This window comes from Campylobacter sp. JH23 (assembly GCF_017846595.1).
Taxonomy (GTDB): Bacteria; Campylobacterota; Campylobacteria; order Campylobacterales; family Campylobacteraceae; genus Campylobacter_D; species Campylobacter_D coli.
This window is the reverse complement of the sequence record NZ_JAEQBP010000006.1, coordinates 126,934-146,659: the sequence shown is the minus strand read 5'-3', so window position 1 is coordinate 146,659 and position 19,726 is coordinate 126,934. Positions and strand designations below refer to the sequence as shown.

At 31.2% G+C, this 19,726-nt stretch carries 19 protein-coding genes and 2 pseudogenes; 11 read left to right on the top strand and 10 right to left on the bottom strand.

The window, feature by feature from the left end:
* Positions 1–124 precede the first annotated feature (124 nt).
* From KAR88_RS07320 to KAR88_RS07285, 8 genes and pseudogenes are all read left to right on the top strand, one after another.
* Positions 125–208, top strand: a pseudogene (locus tag KAR88_RS07320) (HAD family hydrolase); the annotation flags it as partial.
* A gap of 103 nt (positions 209–311) precedes the next feature.
* Positions 312–3,872, top strand: coding sequence for a pyruvate:ferredoxin (flavodoxin) oxidoreductase (nifJ, locus tag KAR88_RS07315; RefSeq protein ID WP_002779317.1), 3,561 nt, complete (start codon positions 312–314; stop codon positions 3,870–3,872).
* A 23-nt stretch (positions 3,873–3,895) separates the two neighbouring features.
* Positions 3,896–4,207, top strand: coding sequence for a hypothetical protein (locus KAR88_RS07310; protein WP_002779316.1), 312 nt, complete (start codon positions 3,896–3,898; stop codon positions 4,205–4,207).
* Positions 4,185–5,603, top strand: coding sequence for a pilus (MSHA type) biogenesis protein MshL (gene mshL / locus KAR88_RS07305; protein ID WP_002779315.1), 1,419 nt, complete (start codon positions 4,185–4,187; stop codon positions 5,601–5,603). The genes KAR88_RS07310 and mshL overlap by 23 nt, the downstream gene beginning before the upstream one ends.
* Positions 5,596–6,192 carry an ATP-binding protein gene (locus KAR88_RS07300; protein WP_002779314.1) on the top strand — a complete coding sequence of 199 codons (597 nt, stop codon included), beginning with the start codon at positions 5,596–5,598 and terminating at the stop codon, positions 6,190–6,192. Before mshL ends, KAR88_RS07300 begins: the two co-directional genes overlap by 8 nt.
* The gene (locus KAR88_RS07295; protein ID WP_002779313.1) at positions 6,189–6,785 is read left to right on the top strand and encodes a CDC27 family protein; all 597 of its coding nucleotides are present in this window, start codon (positions 6,189–6,191) and stop codon (positions 6,783–6,785) included. The genes KAR88_RS07300 and KAR88_RS07295 overlap by 4 nt, the downstream gene beginning before the upstream one ends.
* The gene (locus tag KAR88_RS07290; protein ID WP_002779312.1) at positions 6,778–8,340 is read left to right on the top strand and encodes a GspE/PulE family protein; all 1,563 of its coding nucleotides are present in this window, start codon (positions 6,778–6,780) and stop codon (positions 8,338–8,340) included. The genes KAR88_RS07295 and KAR88_RS07290 overlap by 8 nt, the downstream gene beginning before the upstream one ends.
* Positions 8,327–9,502: a type II secretion system F family protein gene (locus KAR88_RS07285; protein ID WP_002781160.1), complete on the top strand. Its 1,176-nt coding sequence runs from the start codon at positions 8,327–8,329 to the stop codon at positions 9,500–9,502. The genes KAR88_RS07290 and KAR88_RS07285 overlap by 14 nt, the downstream gene beginning before the upstream one ends.
* Here KAR88_RS07285 and KAR88_RS07280 read toward each other — a convergent pair.
* The 10 genes from KAR88_RS07280 to KAR88_RS07235 all read right to left on the bottom strand — a co-directional run bounded on the left by KAR88_RS07280 (position 9,499) and on the right by KAR88_RS07235 (position 17,204).
* On the bottom strand, positions 9,499–10,263 hold the full coding sequence (locus KAR88_RS07280) for a TSUP family transporter (protein WP_002781157.1): 765 nt from the start codon (positions 10,261–10,263) through the stop codon (positions 9,499–9,501). The two genes, KAR88_RS07285 and KAR88_RS07280, sit on opposite strands and share 4 nt — an antisense overlap.
* 2 nt (positions 10,264–10,265) lie before the next feature.
* The gene (locus KAR88_RS07275) at positions 10,266–11,030 is read right to left on the bottom strand and encodes a TIGR02757 family protein (RefSeq protein ID WP_002781156.1); all 765 of its coding nucleotides are present in this window, start codon (positions 11,028–11,030) and stop codon (positions 10,266–10,268) included.
* 16 nt (positions 11,031–11,046) lie between these two features.
* A complete protein-coding gene (gene flgK / locus KAR88_RS07270; RefSeq protein WP_002779264.1) occupies positions 11,047–12,873 on the bottom strand; it encodes a flagellar hook-associated protein FlgK in 1,827 nt (608 codons plus the stop codon).
* Positions 12,874–12,882: 9 nt separating this feature from the next.
* Entirely contained in the window at positions 12,883–13,317 is a 435-nt protein-coding gene (locus tag KAR88_RS07265) for a flagellar protein FlgN (protein WP_002779263.1), read from the bottom strand.
* A 41-nt stretch (positions 13,318–13,358) separates the two neighbouring features.
* Positions 13,359–13,556 carry a flagellar biosynthesis anti-sigma factor FlgM gene (gene flgM, locus KAR88_RS07260; RefSeq protein ID WP_002779262.1) on the bottom strand — a complete coding sequence of 66 codons (198 nt, stop codon included), beginning with the start codon at positions 13,554–13,556 and terminating at the stop codon, positions 13,359–13,361.
* Between the two features lie 62 nt (positions 13,557–13,618).
* The gene (locus KAR88_RS07255) at positions 13,619–13,960 is read right to left on the bottom strand and encodes a hypothetical protein (protein WP_002784057.1); all 342 of its coding nucleotides are present in this window, start codon (positions 13,958–13,960) and stop codon (positions 13,619–13,621) included.
* A complete protein-coding gene (locus KAR88_RS07250) occupies positions 13,960–15,006 on the bottom strand; it encodes a flagellar basal body P-ring protein FlgI (protein ID WP_002779260.1) in 1,047 nt (348 codons plus the stop codon). Before KAR88_RS07250 ends, KAR88_RS07255 begins: the two co-directional genes overlap by 1 nt.
* A gap of 62 nt (positions 15,007–15,068) precedes the next feature.
* A complete protein-coding gene (locus tag KAR88_RS07245; RefSeq protein ID WP_002779259.1) occupies positions 15,069–15,758 on the bottom strand; it encodes an RsmD family RNA methyltransferase in 690 nt (229 codons plus the stop codon).
* Entirely contained in the window at positions 15,751–16,134 is a 384-nt protein-coding gene (locus KAR88_RS07240; protein ID WP_002779258.1) for a hypothetical protein, read from the bottom strand. The genes KAR88_RS07245 and KAR88_RS07240 overlap by 8 nt, the downstream gene beginning before the upstream one ends.
* Positions 16,131–17,204, bottom strand: coding sequence for a DUF5644 domain-containing protein (locus KAR88_RS07235; RefSeq protein WP_057037121.1), 1,074 nt, complete (start codon positions 17,202–17,204; stop codon positions 16,131–16,133). Before KAR88_RS07235 ends, KAR88_RS07240 begins: the two co-directional genes overlap by 4 nt.
* Before the next feature lie 81 nt (positions 17,205–17,285).
* On the opposite strand from KAR88_RS07235, the gene KAR88_RS07230 reads away from it, so the two are divergent.
* The 3 genes and pseudogenes from KAR88_RS07230 to KAR88_RS07220 all read left to right on the top strand — a co-directional run bounded on the left by KAR88_RS07230 (position 17,286) and on the right by KAR88_RS07220 (position 19,630).
* On the top strand, positions 17,286–18,107 hold the full coding sequence (locus KAR88_RS07230) for a thiamine-phosphate kinase (protein WP_057037122.1): 822 nt from the start codon (positions 17,286–17,288) through the stop codon (positions 18,105–18,107).
* Positions 18,076–19,194 (top strand): tRNA pseudouridine(13) synthase TruD, encoded by a 1,119-nt coding sequence (gene truD / locus KAR88_RS07225; RefSeq protein WP_057037123.1) that lies wholly within the window; start codon positions 18,076–18,078, stop codon positions 19,192–19,194. The genes KAR88_RS07230 and truD overlap by 32 nt, the downstream gene beginning before the upstream one ends.
* A 121-nt stretch (positions 19,195–19,315) precedes the next feature.
* Positions 19,316–19,630, top strand: a pseudogene (locus tag KAR88_RS07220) (hypothetical protein).
* Positions 19,631–19,726 lie beyond the last annotated feature (96 nt).

The following is a 19,726-nucleotide window of genomic DNA, read 5'->3' as shown; positions in this document are numbered from 1 at the left end:
CTAAGCCCCATATTAAAAGTGAAACGGGACTGCTACTTTTTGTTCCCACTATCAAATTGACAGTTTATTTAAGAATACCTTGCCGCATATTTATTAACTCCTTGTATAATACTGAATCTAATTATATGGAGATGAAGATGAGTTAAAACGCTATTCTATGGTATTTCCAAGTGCCTATAAATCGGTTTTATATATAAAAAATGATTAAACTAACTTCAAGTTTTTGTTAAACGCCTTTTAAGAGAATTTATAGTAAATTGATAGCTAAAAAATTATAAAAATTATCAATTAATAATAAAAGGAAGGTTTCTATGGGTAAAATTATGAAAACTATGGATGGAAATGAGGCCGCTGCATATGCTGCATACGCCTTTACTGAAGTAGCCGGTATTTATCCTATTACACCCAGCTCTCCTATGGCTGATTATACTGATATGTGGGCAGCTGCGGGTAAAAAAAATCTTTTTGGTGTTCCAGTAAAAATCGTTGAAATGCAAAGTGAGGCAGGTGCAGCAGGTACTGTGCATGGATCACTGCAAACAGGAGCTTTAACCACAACTTATACAGCTTCTCAAGGTTTATTACTAAAAATTCCAAATATGTATAAAATTGCAGGGCAATTACTCCCCTGTGTAATCCATGTGGCAGCGCGTTCTTTAGCAGCGCAAGCTTTATCTATCTTTGGTGATCATCAAGATATTTATGCTGCAAGACAAATTGGTTTTGCTATGCTTTGTTCGCATTCTGTGCAAGAAACTATGGATTTAGCTGGAGTTGCACATTTATGTGCGATTAAAGGAAGAGTGCCATTTTTGCATTTCTTTGATGGTTTTAGAACTTCGCATGAAATTCAAAAAGTTGAAGTAATGGATTATGAGCATTTTGATAGATTGTTAGATCGCAAAGCTTTGCTTGAATTTAGAAATAGTGCTTTAAATCCTGAAAACCCTAAAACACGTGGAACAGCACAAAATGATGATATTTATTTTCAAACAAGAGAAGTAAGCAATCGTTTTTATGATGCTTTACCAGATGTTGTAAATGAATATATGCAAGAAATTTCAAAAATCACAGGTAGAGAATATAAGCCATTTACTTATTATGGACACAAAGAACCTGAAAGAATTGTTATAGCTATGGGTTCTGTGACTCAAACCCTTGAAGAGGTTGTTGATCATCTTAATTCTAAGGGTGAAAAAGTAGGGATTGTAAAGGTTTATTTATATCGTCCTTTTAGTTTAAAATATTTCTTTGATGTTATGCCAAAATCTGTGAAAAAAATAGCTGTTTTAGATAGAACTAAAGAGCCAGGAAGTCTTGGAGAGCCTTTATATCTTGATATTAAATCAGCTTTCTATGGCAAAGAAAATGCTCCTATTATCGTAGGAGGAAGATATGGACTTTCTTCTAAAGATGTTGATCCTGCACAAATGATAGCGGTATTTGAAAATCTTAAACTTGATAATCCAAAAGATGGTTTTACAGTGGGTATTATCGATGATGTTACTCATACTTCTTTGCAAACAGGTGAAAAAATTTCACTAGGAGATGAAAGCGCTATAGAATGTTTATTTTATGGGCTAGGTGCAGATGGTACTGTGGGTGCTAATAAAAATTCTATTAAAATCATCGGAGATAAAACAGACTTTTATGCACAAGCGTATTTTGCTTATGATTCTAAAAAATCAGGGGGCTATACAAGAAGCCATTTAAGATTTTCTAAAAAACCAATCCGCTCAACCTATCTTGTTTCAACTCCACATTTCATCGCTTGTTCGGTAGCGGCTTATCTTGAAATTTATGATGTTTTAGCAGGAATCCGAAAAGGAGGAACTTTCCTTTTAAATAGTATTTGGAATGCTGAAGAAACTATAAGACAACTTCCAGATGCAGTTAAGAAGACTTTGGCTGAAAAAGAAGTGAATTTTTATATTATCAATGCTACAAAACTTGCTCGTGATATAGGACTTGGAAATCGCACAAATACTATTATGCAATCTGCCTTTTTCAAACTTGCAAAAATCATTCCTTATGAAGATGCTCAAAAATATATGAAAGAATTAGCTTATAAGTCTTATAGCAAAAAAGGCGATGCTATTGTAGAGATGAATTACAAAGCTATTGATGTAGGAGCAGATGGACTTGTAAAAGTAGAAGTTGATCCAAGTTGGAAAAATTTAGAAATCAAAGAAAAAGAACAAATCAATGCTTACAAGGGTACTGAATTTGTTGAAAAGATCGTTAAACCTATGAATGCAGCAAAAGGAGATGAATTACCTGTATCTACTTTCTTAGGTTATGAAGATGGAAGCTTTGAGCATGGAACGACCGAATACGAAAAACGCGGCGTTGGGGTAATGGTACCAAGATGGATAGAGGCTAATTGTATCCAATGTAATCAATGTGCTTCTGTATGTCCGCACGCGGTTATTAGACCATTTTTAATCAATGATGAAGAAATGGCTAAAGCTCCAAGAGGAGTAAAAGATCACGCTTTAGAAGCTAAGGGTACTAAAGGTGAAAAATTGAGCTTCAAAATTCAGGTTTCTCCACTTGATTGTACGGGCTGTGAGCTTTGTGTGCATGAGTGTCCTACTAAGGAAAAATCTTTGGTTATGGTTCCTCTTCAAGAAGAAATGGATTTTGGTGAGCAAGAAAATGCAGATTATTTATTTAAAGAAATTACTTACAAAGATGATATTTTAAATAAAGAAAGCACCAAAGGGGCTCAGTTTGCTCAACCTTTATTTGAATTCCATGGAGCATGTCCAGGTTGTGGTGAAACTCCTTATATTACTTTGATTACTAGATTATTTGGTGAAAGAATGATTATCGCTAATGCTACGGGATGTAGTTCGATTTATGGAGGTTCAGCTCCTTCTACTCCTTATAGAAAAAGCGTGAAAAATGGACATGGCCCTGCTTGGGGGAATTCATTGTTTGAAGATAATGCCGAATTTGGTTTGGGTATGAAAATTGCAACTGAAAATACAAGATATCGCATTGAAAATATTATGAATGAAAATATGCAAAAAGTACCTAATGCTTTAGCAGCATTGTTTAAAGAATGGATTGCTAATAAAGACAAAGGTGCAGAATCGGTAGAAATCAAAGATAAGATGATACCTATTTTAGAGCAAAATACTGATATTAAAGCTGTTCAGGATATTTTAAATTTAAAACATTTTTTAAGTAAAAAATCTCATTGGATTTTTGGTGGTGATGGCTGGGCTTATGATATAGGTTATGGCGGGCTTGATCATGTTTTAGCAAGCGGTGAAAATGTAAATATTTTAGTACTTGATACAGAAGTGTATTCTAATACAGGGGGCCAAAGTTCAAAATCTTCAAGAACAGGTGCAGTTGCGCAATTTGCCGCAGCAGGAAAACCTATACAGAAAAAAGATTTGGGTCAGATTGCTATGACTTATGGTTATATTTTTGTAGCACAAGTTAATTCTACGGCAAATTATAGCCATTTAATCAAAGCTATTATGGCAGCTGAAGCTTATGATGGTCCTTCTTTGATTATATGCTATTCTCCTTGTATCGCTCATGGTATCAAGGGTGGGCTTGGATATTCAGGCGAGCAAGGTGAACTTGCTACAAAATGCGGTTATTGGCCTCTTTATACTTTTGATCCAAGACTAGAAGAACAAGGCAAAAATCCTTTAACTATGGTAGGAAAAGAGCCTGATTGGGATCTTTATGAAAGCTTTTTAATGAATGAGGTGCGTTATAATTCTTTGAAAAAATCAAATCCAGAGCATGCAAAAGAATTATTTGAGCGCAATAAAAAAGATGCACAACGCCGTTATAGACAGCTTAAAAGAATTGCTATGGCTGATTTTAGCGATGAGGTTGAGAGCTGATAAAATATTTTTTAAGTATAACATTGTGCTTTTGCACTTTGTTATCATATGAGGATTTTGAAGAATATTTTAAGATTTTAAACACCAAGCAGAATGTAGAGCTTGGAAATCTTCAAAATCCATTCTTTAATCCTACTTTTGAAAAAATCAAAGACATAAAAATTATTGCTATTATGCTTGATAGAGTAAAGATTGATAATAAATGGTATAAAAAGGGTGATAAGATAGGGGAGGCCGTGATTACTGATATTACTACAAAAGAAATTATTTTAAGATATGATACTTTGGATTTTAAAATAGCGTTTAAAAACAATGATAAGATTAATATTTATTAAAATTCTATTTTTTACCAATCTTATTTATGCCATGGAATGCCAAAAACGCTTATTTGATATAAATATCAATGAAGATCTAAGCATAGAAGAAAGTCTAAAAGAACTTGCTAGTTATTGCTCTTTTAGCGTGGTAATTAAAGATACAATTGCTAAGGAAAAACTAAAAGCCATTCAAAGCAGTATTAATATCCACCAAATGAGTTTAGATGAAATTTTTAAACTTTTTATAGAAGAACAGGACCTAGCTTATAAATTTGATGGCAAGATTTTAAAAATTTCTGCTTTACAAACTAGAATTTTTAAAATCAACTATATTACTTCAGTTAGAGAAGGACAAAGCATAACCAAGGCTTCGGTGGATTCTAAGCCAAGGCAAAGTGAGTATTATAGCGCTTTTGAAGATAATGAAGATAATATGATTAAAAGTATGGAAAAATTTGACTTTTGGCAAAATATAGAAAAAGAGATTATGATTTTGCTTAGCTCCTCACATGAAAACTATGATATAAAAGCACCTATAGTCAATCCAAATGCTGGGCTTGTTATCGTTACTGGAACGCATTCTCAGCTTCAACGCGTAAAAGCTTATTTACAAAAGCTTGAAAGTCGTCTTAAAAAACAAGTTATTATAGATGTGAGTATACTTGCTGTAAATCTTAATAAAAATCATTCTAGTGGGATCAATTGGCAAAATTTCAATATAGGATTAAATTCTCAAACGAGCGATAATACAAATTCTTTTATGCAAATACAAAATGGTCAAGGTTTTGTTAAAAATTTGGGTTTAAGAGCGAATTTGAATTTTGATTCCATTGTCAATTTTTTATCTCAAAGTGGAAAAACCAGTGTTTTATCTAATCCTAAATTAATGGCTTTAAACAATCAACAAGCCATTATTTCCATAGGCGATACTGTGAATTATCAAGTAAAAGAAAGCTCTAAAGGTACTGAAAATGGCACAACTGTAAGTGAGAGTTATAGTAATTATTCTATTTTCATAGGAATTTTGCTTAATATTTTGCCCGAAATTTCTGATGATGGAAAAATCATGCTTAGGATCAATCCAAGTCTAAGCGACTTTAAATACCCAGAGGACAATAAAAGACAAAAAGAACCCCGCACTATCGCGCCTGATACAATTCAAAAAAAGCTTTCAAGTGTGGTGCAAGTAGAAAATAATCAAACTTTAATTTTGGGCGGACTTATCTCTCATAATCGCTCACAAAATGATAATTCTGTTAATTTTTTATCTAAAATTCCCATTTTGGGTTCTTTATTTAGAAGTGAAGATGAAAATTCCAATATCACAGAAATTGTTTTTATCATCACCCCAAGCATAGTAGACAATACACATATACCTAGTCTTAGGGAGTTAGGATTTAAATACAATGAATAATATAATTGCTTTTAGACAAGAATGTTTTGATCAAATCAATGCCTTATTAAAAAATAAAGCTTTGATTTTACTTTGGGGTAAAAGCGGTAGTGGGAAAAGTGTTTTATTGCAAAGACTTGCGCTATATCATAATGAAGATTTTACCAATGAAATTTTTACAGATGAAAAAGATTTTCATCATTTTATACAAGATAAAAAACGAAAAATTATCATACTAGATGAAGTGGGGATGTATAGTCCTAATGTATTAGAACTAATTCGGATTTATAGCGATGAAATGAGTTTTGTGCTTAGCTCGCATAAAAAAATCAATCTTTTTGAAGAGGAGTATTTTAAAAGTCGTTTTAGTGCTATTTTTTGGCTTCAAAAACCTGATATAAATGAATTAAGCAATTATATCAAAATGAAATTTAATCAAGACTTTCCCCAAAAATCTTTAAAATTTCTTATGAAAATTTATCAAGGAAATTTAAGGTATTTAGACAAGATACTTCAAAGTTTTTGCGAATTAAACACCTATTTAAACAATAAAAAAAGTCAAGATTATATTTTAAGACTAAGCGCATTAGAACAGGGATTTTTAAAATGAATATAGAAGAAAGAGTGCGCGAGCTTGAGGATAAATATAAAAGATATTTATTGAAAAAATATTTTAAGTTTTTATTTATCTTTGCCATTTTGATAGCATGCATGCTTATAAGCTTTTTTATGGTGCAAGATTTTTACAAACAAAAGGCCTTAGCTTTAGAAGCTTTAGAATATAAAAAAACACTCAATTGGCAAATTACACAAGCGCAAATTGCAAATGAAAAAAATAAAATTTTACAAGAAAGATTATCCAAAGATGAAAGCAAAGATGAGTTAGAAGAGGAGTTGAAAACTCAAATTGATATTTATTCTAAGATTTTAAATATAAGTGATTTAAAAAGGAGTTTTTACCAAAATCCAAGCTATCAAAAAGCCATGAATTTAGCTACTCAGTATTATGAAAACAAAGATTATGAAAAGTCTATTTTTTGGTCTTTAAAAGCCAATGACATCGATAGAAAAAATTCAGACTCATGGGTTTTATTTGCCAAGGCTAAACAAGCTTTAGGAAAAGATGAGGAGGCTAAGCAAGCTTTGGATACTTATGTAAGTTATTATGGCTTGATTGAATTTGATAAGGAGATAGATGATTGAGCGATTTTTATTTGAAGATTATATTAATGGTAAAATCACCCTTGAGCAAATTGATCGTGAGCATAAAATCGATAGTGAAATTTTTCTAAAAGCTTTGGCTAGTGATAAAAATATTTCTTATTCTACTTTAGAGGAACTTGATCTTAGTTTGGGTGAAAAATTTCCATGTAGTTTTCTTTTTAAATTTAAAATCTTGCCCATTTTAAGTAAAGAAAATACACTTCATATAGCAAGCTCCAAACCTTGTTCTTTAGAGCTTTTAGATGAGATTAGAATTTTTTATGAAGTTAAGAATATAGAAGTTTTGATCGCAAGCGAATTTAAGATTATGAAATTTTTATATAAACTTCAAGTTAGAGAAAAACTTAAAAATTTAAGCACCAATCTTAGATTAGAATGGAAAGAAAATAGAAGTCAAGATGAGCAAAGTTGTATCAGTCAAATTTTTGATTTTATACTCGATGAAATTCTTGAATTTAATCCTAGCGATATACATATAGAAGCAAGAGAAAATGATACTTTGATAAGATTTAGAGTAGATGGAATTTTACGCGAATTTGCTTGTCTTGAAAAAGATATTTATGAGGCTTTGGTTTTTCATATTAAATTTTTATCGCAGCTTAATGTTGCAGAATCAAGAAAGGCTCAAGATGGAAATTTTGAGCTTAAAATCAAAGAAAATAGATATGATTTTAGGATTTCATCTTTGCCTTTGCAAAATGGCGAAAGCATTGTGATAAGAATTTTAAAACACAACGAAGAAATTTTGGATTTAGAAAATTTAAATTTGGGCGAAAAAAATCTTACAATTCTAAAAAAAGCCCTATACAACCCTTATGGAATGATTTTACTAACAGGTCCTACAGGAAGTGGAAAAAGTACAAGTTTATATGCTTGTTTAAATGAGCTAAAAAGCATAGAAAAGAAAATAATTTCTGTGGAAGATCCTATAGAATATAAAATGCCTTTAATTCAGCAAATTTTGCTAAATCCAAAAGCAGGACTTGAATTTAATAATGCCCTAAGAGCCATTTTAAGACAAGATCCTGATATTATCATGGTAGGAGAAATCAGAGATGAGGAGAGCCTTGATATAGCGATTAAGGCTTCCTTAACGGGGCACTTGCTTTTAAGTACTTTGCATACAAATAATGCCATTTCTACCATAGATAGATTAATTGACATGAGTGCAAAGCCTTATTTGATCGCTTCTGCTTTAAGGCTTGTCATTGCCCAGCGTTTAGTGCGCAAGCTTTGTCCTAAATGCAAGCAAAAAAGCACTAAGGTTTATGAAATAAAAGGTGATTTTTTTGAAGCTAAAGGCTGCGAGTATTGTCATCATAGTGGATATCAAGGTAGAGAACTCATCAGTGAGTGTTTATATATCGATGAGGAAATAGCTCAAGTTATTAGAGAGGGTGGTTATAAAAATAAAATTCTAGAGCTTGCTAAAGTAAAGGGTTTTCAAAGTATGTTTGAGCAAGGTTTGCAAAAAGCAAAAGAGGGTATAACTAGCATAGATGAGCTTTTAAGGGTACTTAATGAAGCTTTATGAGCTCGAGATTAAAGGCAAAACAAAACAGACAAAGCATTTAAGGGCTAAAAATTTAAACGAAGCTCAAGCAAAAGCTATCGCTAAAAAATGGGAAATTTTAAATATCAAAGAGATACAAAAAGCAAGTTTTAAAAGATTAGATGATGCAAGATTTATCCTTTTCTTTCAAGAATTATCTTTGCTTTGCGAAGTAGGAATCAGCATAAAAGATGCTTTAAAGGAGCTTGATAAAATATATTCTCACAAGATGATTGCCAAGCTTTGCGATAATTTAAATTTAGGACAAAATTTAAGCCTTGCTTTTGAAAATGCAAATTTTGGACTTACTCATGCGGAATTAGCCCTTATTAAAACTTCCCAAAACACAGGAAAATTAAGTGAAATTTTCATGCAAATTTCAAGATTAAGACAAAATAATGTAGAAAATGAACAAAGAGTCAAAAAAGCTTTAAGATATCCTTTGATTGTTTTTTTAAGTGTGTGCGCGGCTTTTGTTTTACTCATGCTTTTTGTTGTGCCTAATTTTAAAGATTTATTTGAGGATTTAAATTTAGCCTTACCCTTTATAACCGAGCTTATAATTTATATTTATAATTTTTTGGATAAGTATATTTTGCTTGTGTTTTGTTTGATCGCACTTATTTTATTTCTTACTTTATTTTTGTATAGAAAATATTATTTCTTTTCATATTTTTGTGATAGCTTGCTTTTAAAACTTCCTTTGTTGTCTAAATTTATTATTTATCAGCAAAATTATTCTTTTTTTATGATTTTCTCTTTACTTTTAAAAAGCGGCATTTCTCTTTTGGAAGCTTTTAAATTAGCCACTTTGGCCTTAAATAATAAAAAGGTATTATTGTATTATCAAGAAATTAGAACATTTATGGATTCTGGCCTTGAAATAAGTCACGCCTTTAAAAAAGTAGATCTTTTTGATCCTTTGGTTTTTTCTATGTTGAGTATAGCTATGAAAAGTTCTAAGCTTGAGTTTTTGAGCGAGGAGATTGCGAAATATTATAAAAACAAAAGTGAAAATTTAATGGACAAGTTTTTAAGCTTTTTAGAACCTATAATGACTTTATGGGTTGCGATTTTAGTATTGTTTTTAGCACTTGGAATTTTTTTACCTATATGGGAACTTAGCTCAGGAGTAAATTTTTAAGAAAAATAATCCCAAGCAACCTTGATGATAGTAGCACCTACGACGATTAAAAACAAGGTTTTTATAAATTTGCCATTGGTTTTAAGTACTAATTTTGAACCAAGATAGGCCCCTAAAATTTGTCCTACACCCATAAGCAAACCTACTATCCATAAAAGTTCATATTGCCACAAAAAGATAAAAAGAGCAACGACATTGCTGGTGAAATTTAGAATTTTTGTATTAATACTTGCTTTTTTCATATTAAAACCCAGTAGCATTACGCAAGCAAAAATCCAAAATGAACCCGTCCCAGGCCCTAAAAAACCATCATAAAAACCCAAAGTTAAACCACAAATTAAATGAAAAAATTTGATATTTTTTATCTTTGCTTCACTCTCGTGTTTACCCAAACTAGGACGCAAAGCAGTGTATAAAAAAGTCAAAGTTAAGAAAATCAAAATGATAAGTTTTAAATGCTCATCTTTTACAAAAAGCACGCTGTAACTTCCTATGGCTGCGCCTAAGGCTGTGAAAAAAATACCATAAGCAAGATGAGGTAGGGTGGTTGATTTAAAATAAGTTAAAGTCGCTGTAAAAGAGCCAAAGACACTTTGGAGTTTATTGGTTGCCAAAGAAAGATGTGCAGGAATTCCACAGGCTATAAGCGCAGGAAGTGTGATAAGCCCACCTCCACCCACAATAGAATCAATAAATCCTGCAAAAAGAGCTACAAAAAACAATACAAAATAATAAATCGTATCTAGATGTTCAAAGCCCATTTTTACTCCTTTAGTTTGCTAAGTTCTTTATTTTGCCCCAAACGATAAAGCGCAAAGTCATATTTTATAGGATCATTTGCATCCAATCTTTTTAAATTATGCGTGAGTTCTAAAACGCTTTTATAGTCGTATATTTTACGCTTTAGAAGACCTAAAGTCAAGGAAATTTTATGTGTATGTGTATCAAGAGGGATTAAAAGATCTTTGGTGTGAATTTTGGTAAAAAGTCCAAGATCAAGCTCATCTTTTCTAACCATCCATCTTAGATACATATTATAACGCTTAAGAGGTGAAGTAGGGGTATTTTGCCAAATTTTACCAAAGAAAAAATCATAACCATAACTCGAATACGAATTTAAAGTCTTGATTTTTTGCAAAAAAGCTAGGATTGCATCGGTGGTATTTTCTCTTTTTTGATAGGCTGTACTAAAAAGTTCATGGAGTGAAATTTCATTTTTAAGCCTTGCAAAAGTGAGAAAAATTTCTTGTATATCCTTTTCATTTTGAAAGCGATATTTTAAATTTTTAAGTTCTTTTTGAATTTGTTTTTGACTTAAATCAAGCAAAGAAAAATCAAGTTTTTTTAAAAAATTGACTATATTTTTAGCATTCCCATAAGCAAATAAAGCACAAAGTAAAGCGATAAATTCATCATTATGAAATTTAGCAACTTGCAAAGGATCAGGACTTTCAAAAAGAGCTTTGTTGGTATTTTTTTCTTCGACCAAAGAATCAAGTTTGTTTTTAAGTGGAGTAAAATTTTTCACTAGATACCGCTAGAGCTTAGGATTTAAGCCCTAATAAGGTATCTAGCATTTGATCTACTGTGGTTACGATTTTTGCTGCAGCACCATAGCTTGATTGCCATTGTATGAGAGCGGCTAATTCTTCGTTGGTATTTACCCCGCTTTTAGATTGATATTCGCTATAAACGGAGTTATAAAGCGTTTGATTACTCGCATTTACAACATTATTGTTTTCACCATCAGAGCCTATTTTACCCGTAAGCTTGCGGTAATACTCTTCCATAGTAAGATTATCAATTGTTCCATCTTCATTGTAAAAATTCACTTTATCATATTGAAGTTGTATGATTTTATTTGCCATATCATTTCCACTATCAACACCGTTTAGGCTTGCTCTTACTGTGCTTGGATCATTTAAGATAGAATCTTTTACTTTGATATCGCTAGCATTAGTTCCGCTAAAAAATCCTCCTATGCTAAATGCACCGGCAAAATTGGTTCCCTTATCTTCTATGGCTACTTTAAAGCCTGATTTTGCATTGATTTGAAATAAACTATCCCCTGTTTTTGCATCATAGCTAAAACTTGCATTGATATGATCATCAACATCATCATTTGCATTATTGTTGCCATTATCATCTGTGTTAGCAGTGATTTGACGCATGATATCTTCCATAGTGGTATTTACATCAACGGTAATGGTTTTTGTAAGTTTTTTATCGCCCTTATCATCATAAATAACTATATCAAAACTTCCAGGCTGTATGGTTCTATCATAATTTACCAAAGGAATGTCCTCTGTAAGTCCTGGAAGATAATCAGAAGTTACTGAGCTTTTTGCTGAGCTTGCGTAAAGATTATTGGTTTCATTGATCATGGTTTTTGCAAAGGTATTTAAAGAATCCATATAGCCTTGAATGATTCCATCGCTATATTTTCCTTCGCTTTTGCTATAATTTCTTCCGCGTAAGTCAAGTTGAGCTCCAAGTTGTCCACCGTTAATTTTTGCAGTTAGATCGCGAACTTTTTCATCTGGAGTTTCATAATAAATGCTATAAGCTTTATTTTTATCATCATAATCAAGTTTTAAAGGATGAAAATTAACACCATCTACTATACTAAAACCTTCTATGCTGAGATTGTATTGATGTCCTGGATCAGTGATGGTTGTATCAAGGCGATTGTCTTGATTGATTTCATTTTTGCTTGCAACTGCACTAACTAGCTTTGAAAGAGTAAGCTCAAGTTCATCTCTTCTATCCCTAAGTTCATTTGCGTGTTCTGTTGGTAAGGCTTCTTGTCCATAAATTTGTTTATTTATAGTAGCAATTTCTTCGCCAATTCTATTAATCTCATCAACTGTATTTTTAATATCATCATTTACTTTTTTTTGGATTTTATCTAAGGTAGCAAAGGTATTATTTACACTTTCTGTCAAGGTTTGAGAAGCTTTTACAAGGGCTATTTTGGTGGCATTTTCATTTGGATTTGAAGCAAAGTCATTCCATGCTTTATTGTAATTTTCTAAATCTTGCAAAATTCCAGTATTTTGTAAGTCGGGAAAACGCTGCGCAATTTCTTGTAAAGTGGAAGCCATATATTTAGTATATTCTAGTTGAGTAGATGCACCTTTTAATTTATAGTAAGAATACTCATCATGCAAACGCACTATACTTTCTACAGTAGTTCCTGTACCTACTTGAACTCCACCTGTTGTAATATATCCATTTGTAGTTTGCACCACTCTTTGGCGTGTATAAAAAGTTGCATTAGCATTTGAGATATTATTTCCAGTTGTTGCGATTTGAACTTCGCTTGCCTTTAAGCCTGTAACACCTGTGTATAATGTTCCAAAAATACCCATTATAAATCCTTATACATTGATCTTGAAAATTGACTCTGGATTTGTCTTTTTATCTCCATAAGCATTATTTGTTCCATCATTGATATCAAACATTTTATTTACTAAGCCATCAAGAAAATCTTTGACAATAAGAACAAATTTAGCATACTCTTTGTTTTTACTATGAAGGTTTTGAAGATTTTTTTTAAGTAGATCTAGTTTTTGTTTATCTTCATCATCTAAGAGTTCACTAAGCCCTTTTGTAGAGCTATTATTTAGCTCAACCAAGGCAACATCAAGTTGTTTTTTAGCTGTAATAAATTCGGCGATAAGTTTGTTTTTTTCTTCTACACTTGGCGTTACACTCTCATGTTTAGCCACTTTGATATTTTCTATATCTTCTTCGGTTAAAGCAATAAGTTTTGCTAAGATAGCATTTACTTCATCAAGTCTTTGTTTAAGCATAGTTTCTCCTTTTCTCTCTCAAAAAAAGGAGAATGAAAGTTTTAGATTAAAGAGTCAGCAATCGCAGCAGCCGTAGCTTTTGTATCGATTTTATAAGTACCATTTTTAATCTGCTCTGCGATTTTACTCGCTTTATCATTTTCCGTTTTTTGAGTATCGTTTGTTTTAGTTTCTTTATCTATTCTATTTGTATTTAATGCGGTATTTGCCACATAACTTTGTTGTATAGGATTGATCATTTCTGCCTCCTTGATCTTAGTTATAATCCTCTACAAACCATATCGACCTAAATTTAAAAAACTTAACCCCTTTCTTTTAAAAAATCGTATAATAATTTTGAAAAACCCATACCTCCACTTAAAGCTTTACTCATGGTATCATTATACATGGAAGAGTATATTTCATCGCTGGCATCTTTTCCAAAGAGTGAATTTTGACTTTTTAAAGATACATCTAAAACTTGCTTTAAAAAAAATGCCTCAAAAGCATCCGTTTGTTCTTTTAAGGCTTCATCTTCTTTGCTCTTTGTAACTATATCATTGTCATTTATTTTGATGCTTGATTCTAAACTTCTTGCTTTGGCTGCACGATCAAGTAAAGCGCTATTCATACTATAAGTATTTAAAAAATTATCCACTTTCATTAGATGATCTCCAAATCCGCGTTAATTGCACCTGCGCGCTTTAAATTTTCCATGATAGCAATGATATCATTTGGCGTTGCTCCAAGTTTGTTTAGCATTCTAGCAATGTTTGCAACTGTGCTTTTAGCATTGTTGATTCTTAGGGTATTTGAATTAGGGTCTACAAAGCCACCATCTTTCATATCGATCTCATTTTGAGCTGCTGCTGCATTATTGTTTGGATCAATTTTTATGGTAATATCTTTATGGGTGATTAAAACAGGCTCAACCTCAATATCCACTCCTGCAATCACCGTTCCTGTTCTTTCATCGATAATTACCTTACTTTGAGGAGTATAAGCAATATCTTGCTCTAAAACTCTTGCCATAAAATCAACATTAGAAAGATCTTCAGGTTTTTTAAGTTTTACCGTACGAGAATCAATAGCTCTAGCCACATCTTCTTCAAATATAGTATTTAAAATTCTTTCTATATCGCTTGCTGTTTTAAAATCTGCTACTTTTAAGCTTAGGGTTAAATCACTATCTTGGCTAAAATTTTGCGGAATTTCTCTTTCTACATTAGCACCACCCATCACAGTAGCAGCAGTAGAGTGAGAGCCTGCTCCTCCTGGTCTAGCAGTTAATCCTCCTGTTGAGATAGAACCTTGTGCAATAGCATAAATTTCCCCATCGATTCCACGAAGTGCGGTAAGCAAGAGTGTTCCACCTTGCAAAGATTTTGCATCGCCCATAGATGAAACTGTGATATCGAGCTTATCTCCACTTTTTGCAAAGGCTGGAAGTTTAGCTGTTACCATAACTGCTGCTGTGTTTTTTGATTTGATATCGTTAGGATCTACTTTGATATTCATACCCTGCAAAAGATTGGATATGGATTGTAGTGTAAATTTCGAGCTTGTTCCATCTCCGCTACCATTTAATCCTACAACAAGACCATAACCTATGAGCTGATTATCTCTTACGCCTACGGTATTGGCTATATCTTTTATTTGTGTTGCAAAAACACTTGTCATCAAAAGTAAAAAAAATATTAAAACCCTCATCGATTCTTCCTTTAATCTGATAGTTAGAATAAAAGAAGCAATAAGTGTTCCAAGATTAAAATTTATTCTTCTAGAATATTTTTTTGATAAAAACTAAGACTAGTTGATCCGAATTTTTTTTCTTTTATTTTGGTAAAATTTGCTATATTATCAGGAGTTTTGATTTTAGAATTATGTTCTAAAACGATACAAAATAAAGCATCTAATTTTAATTTTTCTAAAAAATTATAAATTTTTTCATAAATTCCACTAAAACCCTCCCTTATATCAAAAGGCGGATCAAGATATAAAATGATATCTTCTTTAGAATCTTCTATAAGTTTAGGCAGTATTTCAAAAGTATTAGCATGAATTACTTTTAAGTTTGTATCTATATTTTTAGCATTTTCTAAAGCGATTTTATAAGCGTTTAAATCAAGTTCTATAGCATAAGCTTTAAGAGCGTAATTGCTTAAAGCTTCAGCAGCCATTAAAGCACTTCCTCCAAAAGCTTCGATAAAAATTTTATTTCTTAAATCTGATCTTAAGACATCAAAAACACATTTTTTTACGATACTTTTAGTGCTTCTTGTGGTTTGAAGACTAGGTAAAAGCAGTTTTTTACCCTTATATATGCCACTTTCTATGCTTGTATATAATTTAGGCAAGGTTTTTTTGGTTTTTTCTTTTTTATTGGGCTGGGTAGAGTCGTTAAAATGGATATTTTTCTTACCTTGTAAAAAATCCTTAACGCTTATAAATTCATTATTCATACATTAAAGCTTTAACCAGTTTATCTTTAAGCTCGCTGATAGCAAGATCTATCTTGCTTTGATAGTCTCTTTTAAATTCACTTGCGATTTCATCTATCCTTGCTTCTAGCACTCTTCTTCTTTCATCGGCTAGTTTTTGAGCTGTTGCTTTTAGCGCGCTATCGAATTCATTTAAGGAATTCATGAGAGCTTCTTTGCTAAAAGGCAAACTTAAAAAGGGTGAATTTTTAGCGATGATAAATAAAGGCTTTTGAGTAGAGATTTTTTCATCGCTTATGATAAAATCGCAGTCCTTTTTCATCACTAAATGCTCTTTTAAAAAAAGCTCTAAGGCTTTTTCGATGATCAAATCTTTACATTCTAAAGAAATTTTCATATCAAACTTACTTTCAAGTCATGATTTTGCAAAGAAGGATTTTTAATGCCTTGGATTAAAGAAAGGAATTCAAAATAACTTAAAACATAAAAATCCTTAAATTCTCTTCCACTACTTTGCATAAGTTTTTTCGAGCAAGTATCAAACATATAAAAATCTTTTGCTTGATTTACCACCATAAAATCAGCACCACTATCGTAAGCATCAAGGATGATATTTGCTGCCATTTTATAGCTAAGTTCAGGGTTTAGTTGAAGTAGTGAAAATCCATTGTTTTTATCGCTATTTTCATAAGAGATAAAATGGGCTTTGATTTTTGATTTTATATCATCTTTGATTTTAAAACCATAACAAGCGATATTAAAATTATCAAAATCATATTTTACTTCACCAAGCTCTTTGATTTCATTATCAAAAGCATTGATTTTTGGTAAATCAAATTCTAAAGCAGCCTCATTGATAAGTTTTAAATCTATGATTTCTTTTTGTAAATTTTTGATAGTATTTTCCAAATCTTCATTTTTACTTGTAAGATGATAAAAGATGCCTTTTTGCGTATCGCAAATTGTCTTTAAAATTTTTATTTTTTTATCAGGATATTTTTCTATCATTTTTGAAGTCAGATAAAACACTGCATCGCCCATATATTCAGGTAAAAAGTCTAAAATTTCGCTTGAATAATACAAATAATCATATTTTTCATAAAGCTTTTTATCTTTCTCATTTGCAAATGGAGCAAGGTATTTAAATTTTTCTAAAAAATCATCTTTGTTGATAATGAGGTCTTTTACTGATCTTTTGGTGCTTAGTGGCTCTATGATGAGATTAAAATCGTATTTTTTCACCAAGATATCTAAAGGTGTATTTAATGGTAAAAATTCTTTATTGACTACGATATAGCTTTTATCATTTTTTTCAAAATCAAAATAAATATCATCATTTTGCACTTGCAAAAGTAAATCATAAAGAGTGGCAAAATTTTCATAATTATTATAAACATAGGGTTTATAATAAGCCTCATAATCTTTTTGTTTATCAAATCTAAAAATTCTAAGTTCTAAATTTTTCATGCTTTTTCCTTTTGATAAGTATTATATAAAATTTTTTTAAAATTCACTAGAATTTAAAAGGAAATTTTATAAAATCTTTTCATGAATAAGGAAGATTTTATAATCAAAGCTTTTTTAAATGAAAAAAACGGCGATGATGGAGCTATTATTGATGATTGGTGTTTTAGTAAGGATTTGTTTTTTGAAAATGTGCATTTTAAAAGAGAGTGGTTTAGCTTAGAGCAAATTGCTACAAAAGCAATGCTTGTCAATATCTCAGATGCCATTGTGATGAATGCTGTGCCAAAATACGCACTTTTAGGACTTGCTTTACCAAAAAATTTAAGCGAAAATGAGATCAAAGCCTTACAAAAAGGTTTTTTAAAAACAGCTAGGAAATTTAATATAAAAATCATAGGCGGCGATACTATAAGCAATGATAAAATAGACATTAGTCTTACTATCATTTCAAAGATTAACGATAAAGCCGTTTTTAGAAAAGGTTTAAAAAAAGGACATTTACTTGCTTATACAGGAAAATTAGGGCGAAGTTTAAAAGGGCTTGAAATTTTACAAAATGGGGGCACTTTAAAACCAAACCATGTATTTATAAAGCCAAAATTAAGAGCTAGTTTTTTTTATGAAGTCGCACCTTTAATTTCTTGTGCTATGGATATTTCAGATGGTTTAAGCAAAGATTTATCAAGACTTTTAGCTTTAAATAAATGCGGTATTTCTTGGTTTAAAAAACTTGATGATTATACGCTTTATAGCGGAGAAGAATATGAAATTTTGTTTGCTTTTGATGAAAAAGAACGGCAAAATATAGAAACAATAGCCAAAAAACACGGCGTGAAATTAAATATCTTTGGAAAAGCAGTGAAAGGAAAATATGAATTTAGAGGAAGAGAACACCATTTTTAAGCCTTTGTATAGTTTAAAACACAGTCCTATTAATGCGTATTTTAGTAAAAATAGCGATGATTTTGTAGTGCGTGAAAGGCCTTTGTATGAATTTAGCGGTAAGGGTGAACATCTTATTTTGCATATCAATAAAAAAGATTTAACCACAAATGAAGCTTTAAAAATTTTAAGCGAAACAAGCGGGGTTAAAATAAGAGATTTTGGTTATGCAGGGCTTAAAGATAAGCAAGGATCAACCTTTCAATACCTTTCTATGCCTAAAAAATTTGAGAGTTTTTTATCAAATTTTTCTCATCCTAAACTTAAAATTTTAGAGACTTTTATCCATGAAAACAAGCTAAGAATAGGGCATCTAAAAGGAAATTCCTTTTTCATACGCTTAAAAAAAGTAATGCCAAGCGATGCTTTAAAATTAGAGCAAGCTTTGATGAATTTGGATAAACAAGGTTTTGCGAATTATTTTGGTTATCAGCGTTTTGGAAAATTTGGGGATAATTACAAAGAAGGGCTTGAAATTTTGCGTGGCAAAAAGATGAAAAATGTCAAAATGAAAGAGTTTTTAATTTCAGCTTTTCAAAGTGAGCTTTTTAATCGCTATTTGAGTAAAAGAGTGGAGTTATCACATTTTGCAAATGATTTTACCGAAAAAGAATTGATCCAAATTTATAAAATTTCTAAAGAAGAAGCTAAGGAACTTAAAAAACAAGAACAATTTTTTAAGCTTTTAAAAGGCGAGGTTTTAGGGCATTATCCTTTTGGAAAGTGTTTTTTATGCGAGGATTTGAGTGCTGAGCTTGAGCGTTTTAGAGCAAGAGACATTAGTGCTATGGGACTTTTAATCGGTGCTAAGGCTTATGAAACAGGAGAAGGTTTGGCCTTAAATTTAGAAAATGAAATTTTTAAAGACGCTTTGGAATTTAAGGCTAAAATGCAAGGTTCAAGACGCTTTATGTGGGGATATTTAGAAGAGTTAAAATGGCGTTATGATGAAGAAAAAGCTCATTTTTGTATAGAGTTTTTCTTGCAAAAAGGCTCTTATGCTACTGTGGTTTTAGAAGAAATTTTGCATAAAAATTTGTTTGAGTGAAATAATTATGAGTTAAATTTTTACGTGATTTTTACTTTAGAATTTATTGCAAAAATGATATTTAAATTTTAAATTTAGGTATAGTTATATTAATTTAATTTTAAAACTAGGAGCAAAAATAATGAAAAAGATTTTAACAAGTGCTTTGGCTTTAGGAGCTATGACTTTGATTATAGGTTGTGGCGATGGCGATTTAGTCGAGTAAAAAAACAATGGCAACGATCAAGCTATGTTTGATTTAGGTAATCAAGAGATTATGAAAAAATATCCAAATCATAAACTTTATGATTATACTTCAGTCAGAACAATTAGTGATATTAACAATCCAGAAGGCAAAATTAAAGAAATGAAGCGTGATTTAGAAATAGATAAAACTCCATACTCAAACTATGTTTTCTTATTAAATCCAAACGATAAAAAGACTATAAAGTTGTGAGTGTTTATTGCGATAAAGATTTTAAGAAAAGAGTTTATTGTTCTGTGAATGATGCTCTTAGGTTTTATGCAAGATAATAAAACAAGCGGGAAAATC

Bases quoted from the DNA above. Each gene is read 5' to 3' on its own strand.
- KAR88_RS07295 (WP_002779313.1), top strand. From the start codon at position 6,189: ATGAATATAGAAGAAAGAGTGCGCGAGCTTGAGGATAAATATAAAAGA.
- KAR88_RS07235 (WP_057037121.1), bottom strand. From the start codon at position 17,204: ATGAAAAATTTAGAACTTAGAATTTTTAGATTTGATAAACAAAAAGAT.
- KAR88_RS07250 (WP_002779260.1), bottom strand. From the start codon at position 15,006: ATGAGGGTTTTAATATTTTTTTTACTTTTGATGACAAGTGTTTTTGCA.
- truD (WP_057037123.1), top strand. From the start codon at position 18,076: ATGAATTTAGAGGAAGAGAACACCATTTTTAAGCCTTTGTATAGTTTA.
- mshL (WP_002779315.1), top strand. From the start codon at position 4,185: ATGATAAGATTAATATTTATTAAAATTCTATTTTTTACCAATCTTATT.
- KAR88_RS07285 (WP_002781160.1), top strand. From the start codon at position 8,327: ATGAAGCTTTATGAGCTCGAGATTAAAGGCAAAACAAAACAGACAAAG.
- flgM (WP_002779262.1), bottom strand. From the start codon at position 13,556: ATGATCAATCCTATACAACAAAGTTATGTGGCAAATACCGCATTAAAT.
- KAR88_RS07255 (WP_002784057.1), bottom strand. From the start codon at position 13,960: ATGAAAGTGGATAATTTTTTAAATACTTATAGTATGAATAGCGCTTTA.
- flgK (WP_002779264.1), bottom strand. From the start codon at position 12,873: ATGGGTATTTTTGGAACATTATACACAGGTGTTACAGGCTTAAAGGCA.
- KAR88_RS07300 (WP_002779314.1), top strand. From the start codon at position 5,596: ATGAATAATATAATTGCTTTTAGACAAGAATGTTTTGATCAAATCAAT.
- KAR88_RS07230 (WP_057037122.1), top strand. From the start codon at position 17,286: ATGAATAAGGAAGATTTTATAATCAAAGCTTTTTTAAATGAAAAAAAC.
- KAR88_RS07265 (WP_002779263.1), bottom strand. From the start codon at position 13,317: ATGCTTAAACAAAGACTTGATGAAGTAAATGCTATCTTAGCAAAACTT.
- KAR88_RS07240 (WP_002779258.1), bottom strand. From the start codon at position 16,134: ATGAAAATTTCTTTAGAATGTAAAGATTTGATCATCGAAAAAGCCTTA.
- KAR88_RS07245 (WP_002779259.1), bottom strand. From the start codon at position 15,758: ATGAATAATGAATTTATAAGCGTTAAGGATTTTTTACAAGGTAAGAAA.
- KAR88_RS07290 (WP_002779312.1), top strand. From the start codon at position 6,778: ATGATTGAGCGATTTTTATTTGAAGATTATATTAATGGTAAAATCACC.
- KAR88_RS07280 (WP_002781157.1), bottom strand. From the start codon at position 10,263: ATGGGCTTTGAACATCTAGATACGATTTATTATTTTGTATTGTTTTTT.
- nifJ (WP_002779317.1), top strand. From the start codon at position 312: ATGGGTAAAATTATGAAAACTATGGATGGAAATGAGGCCGCTGCATAT.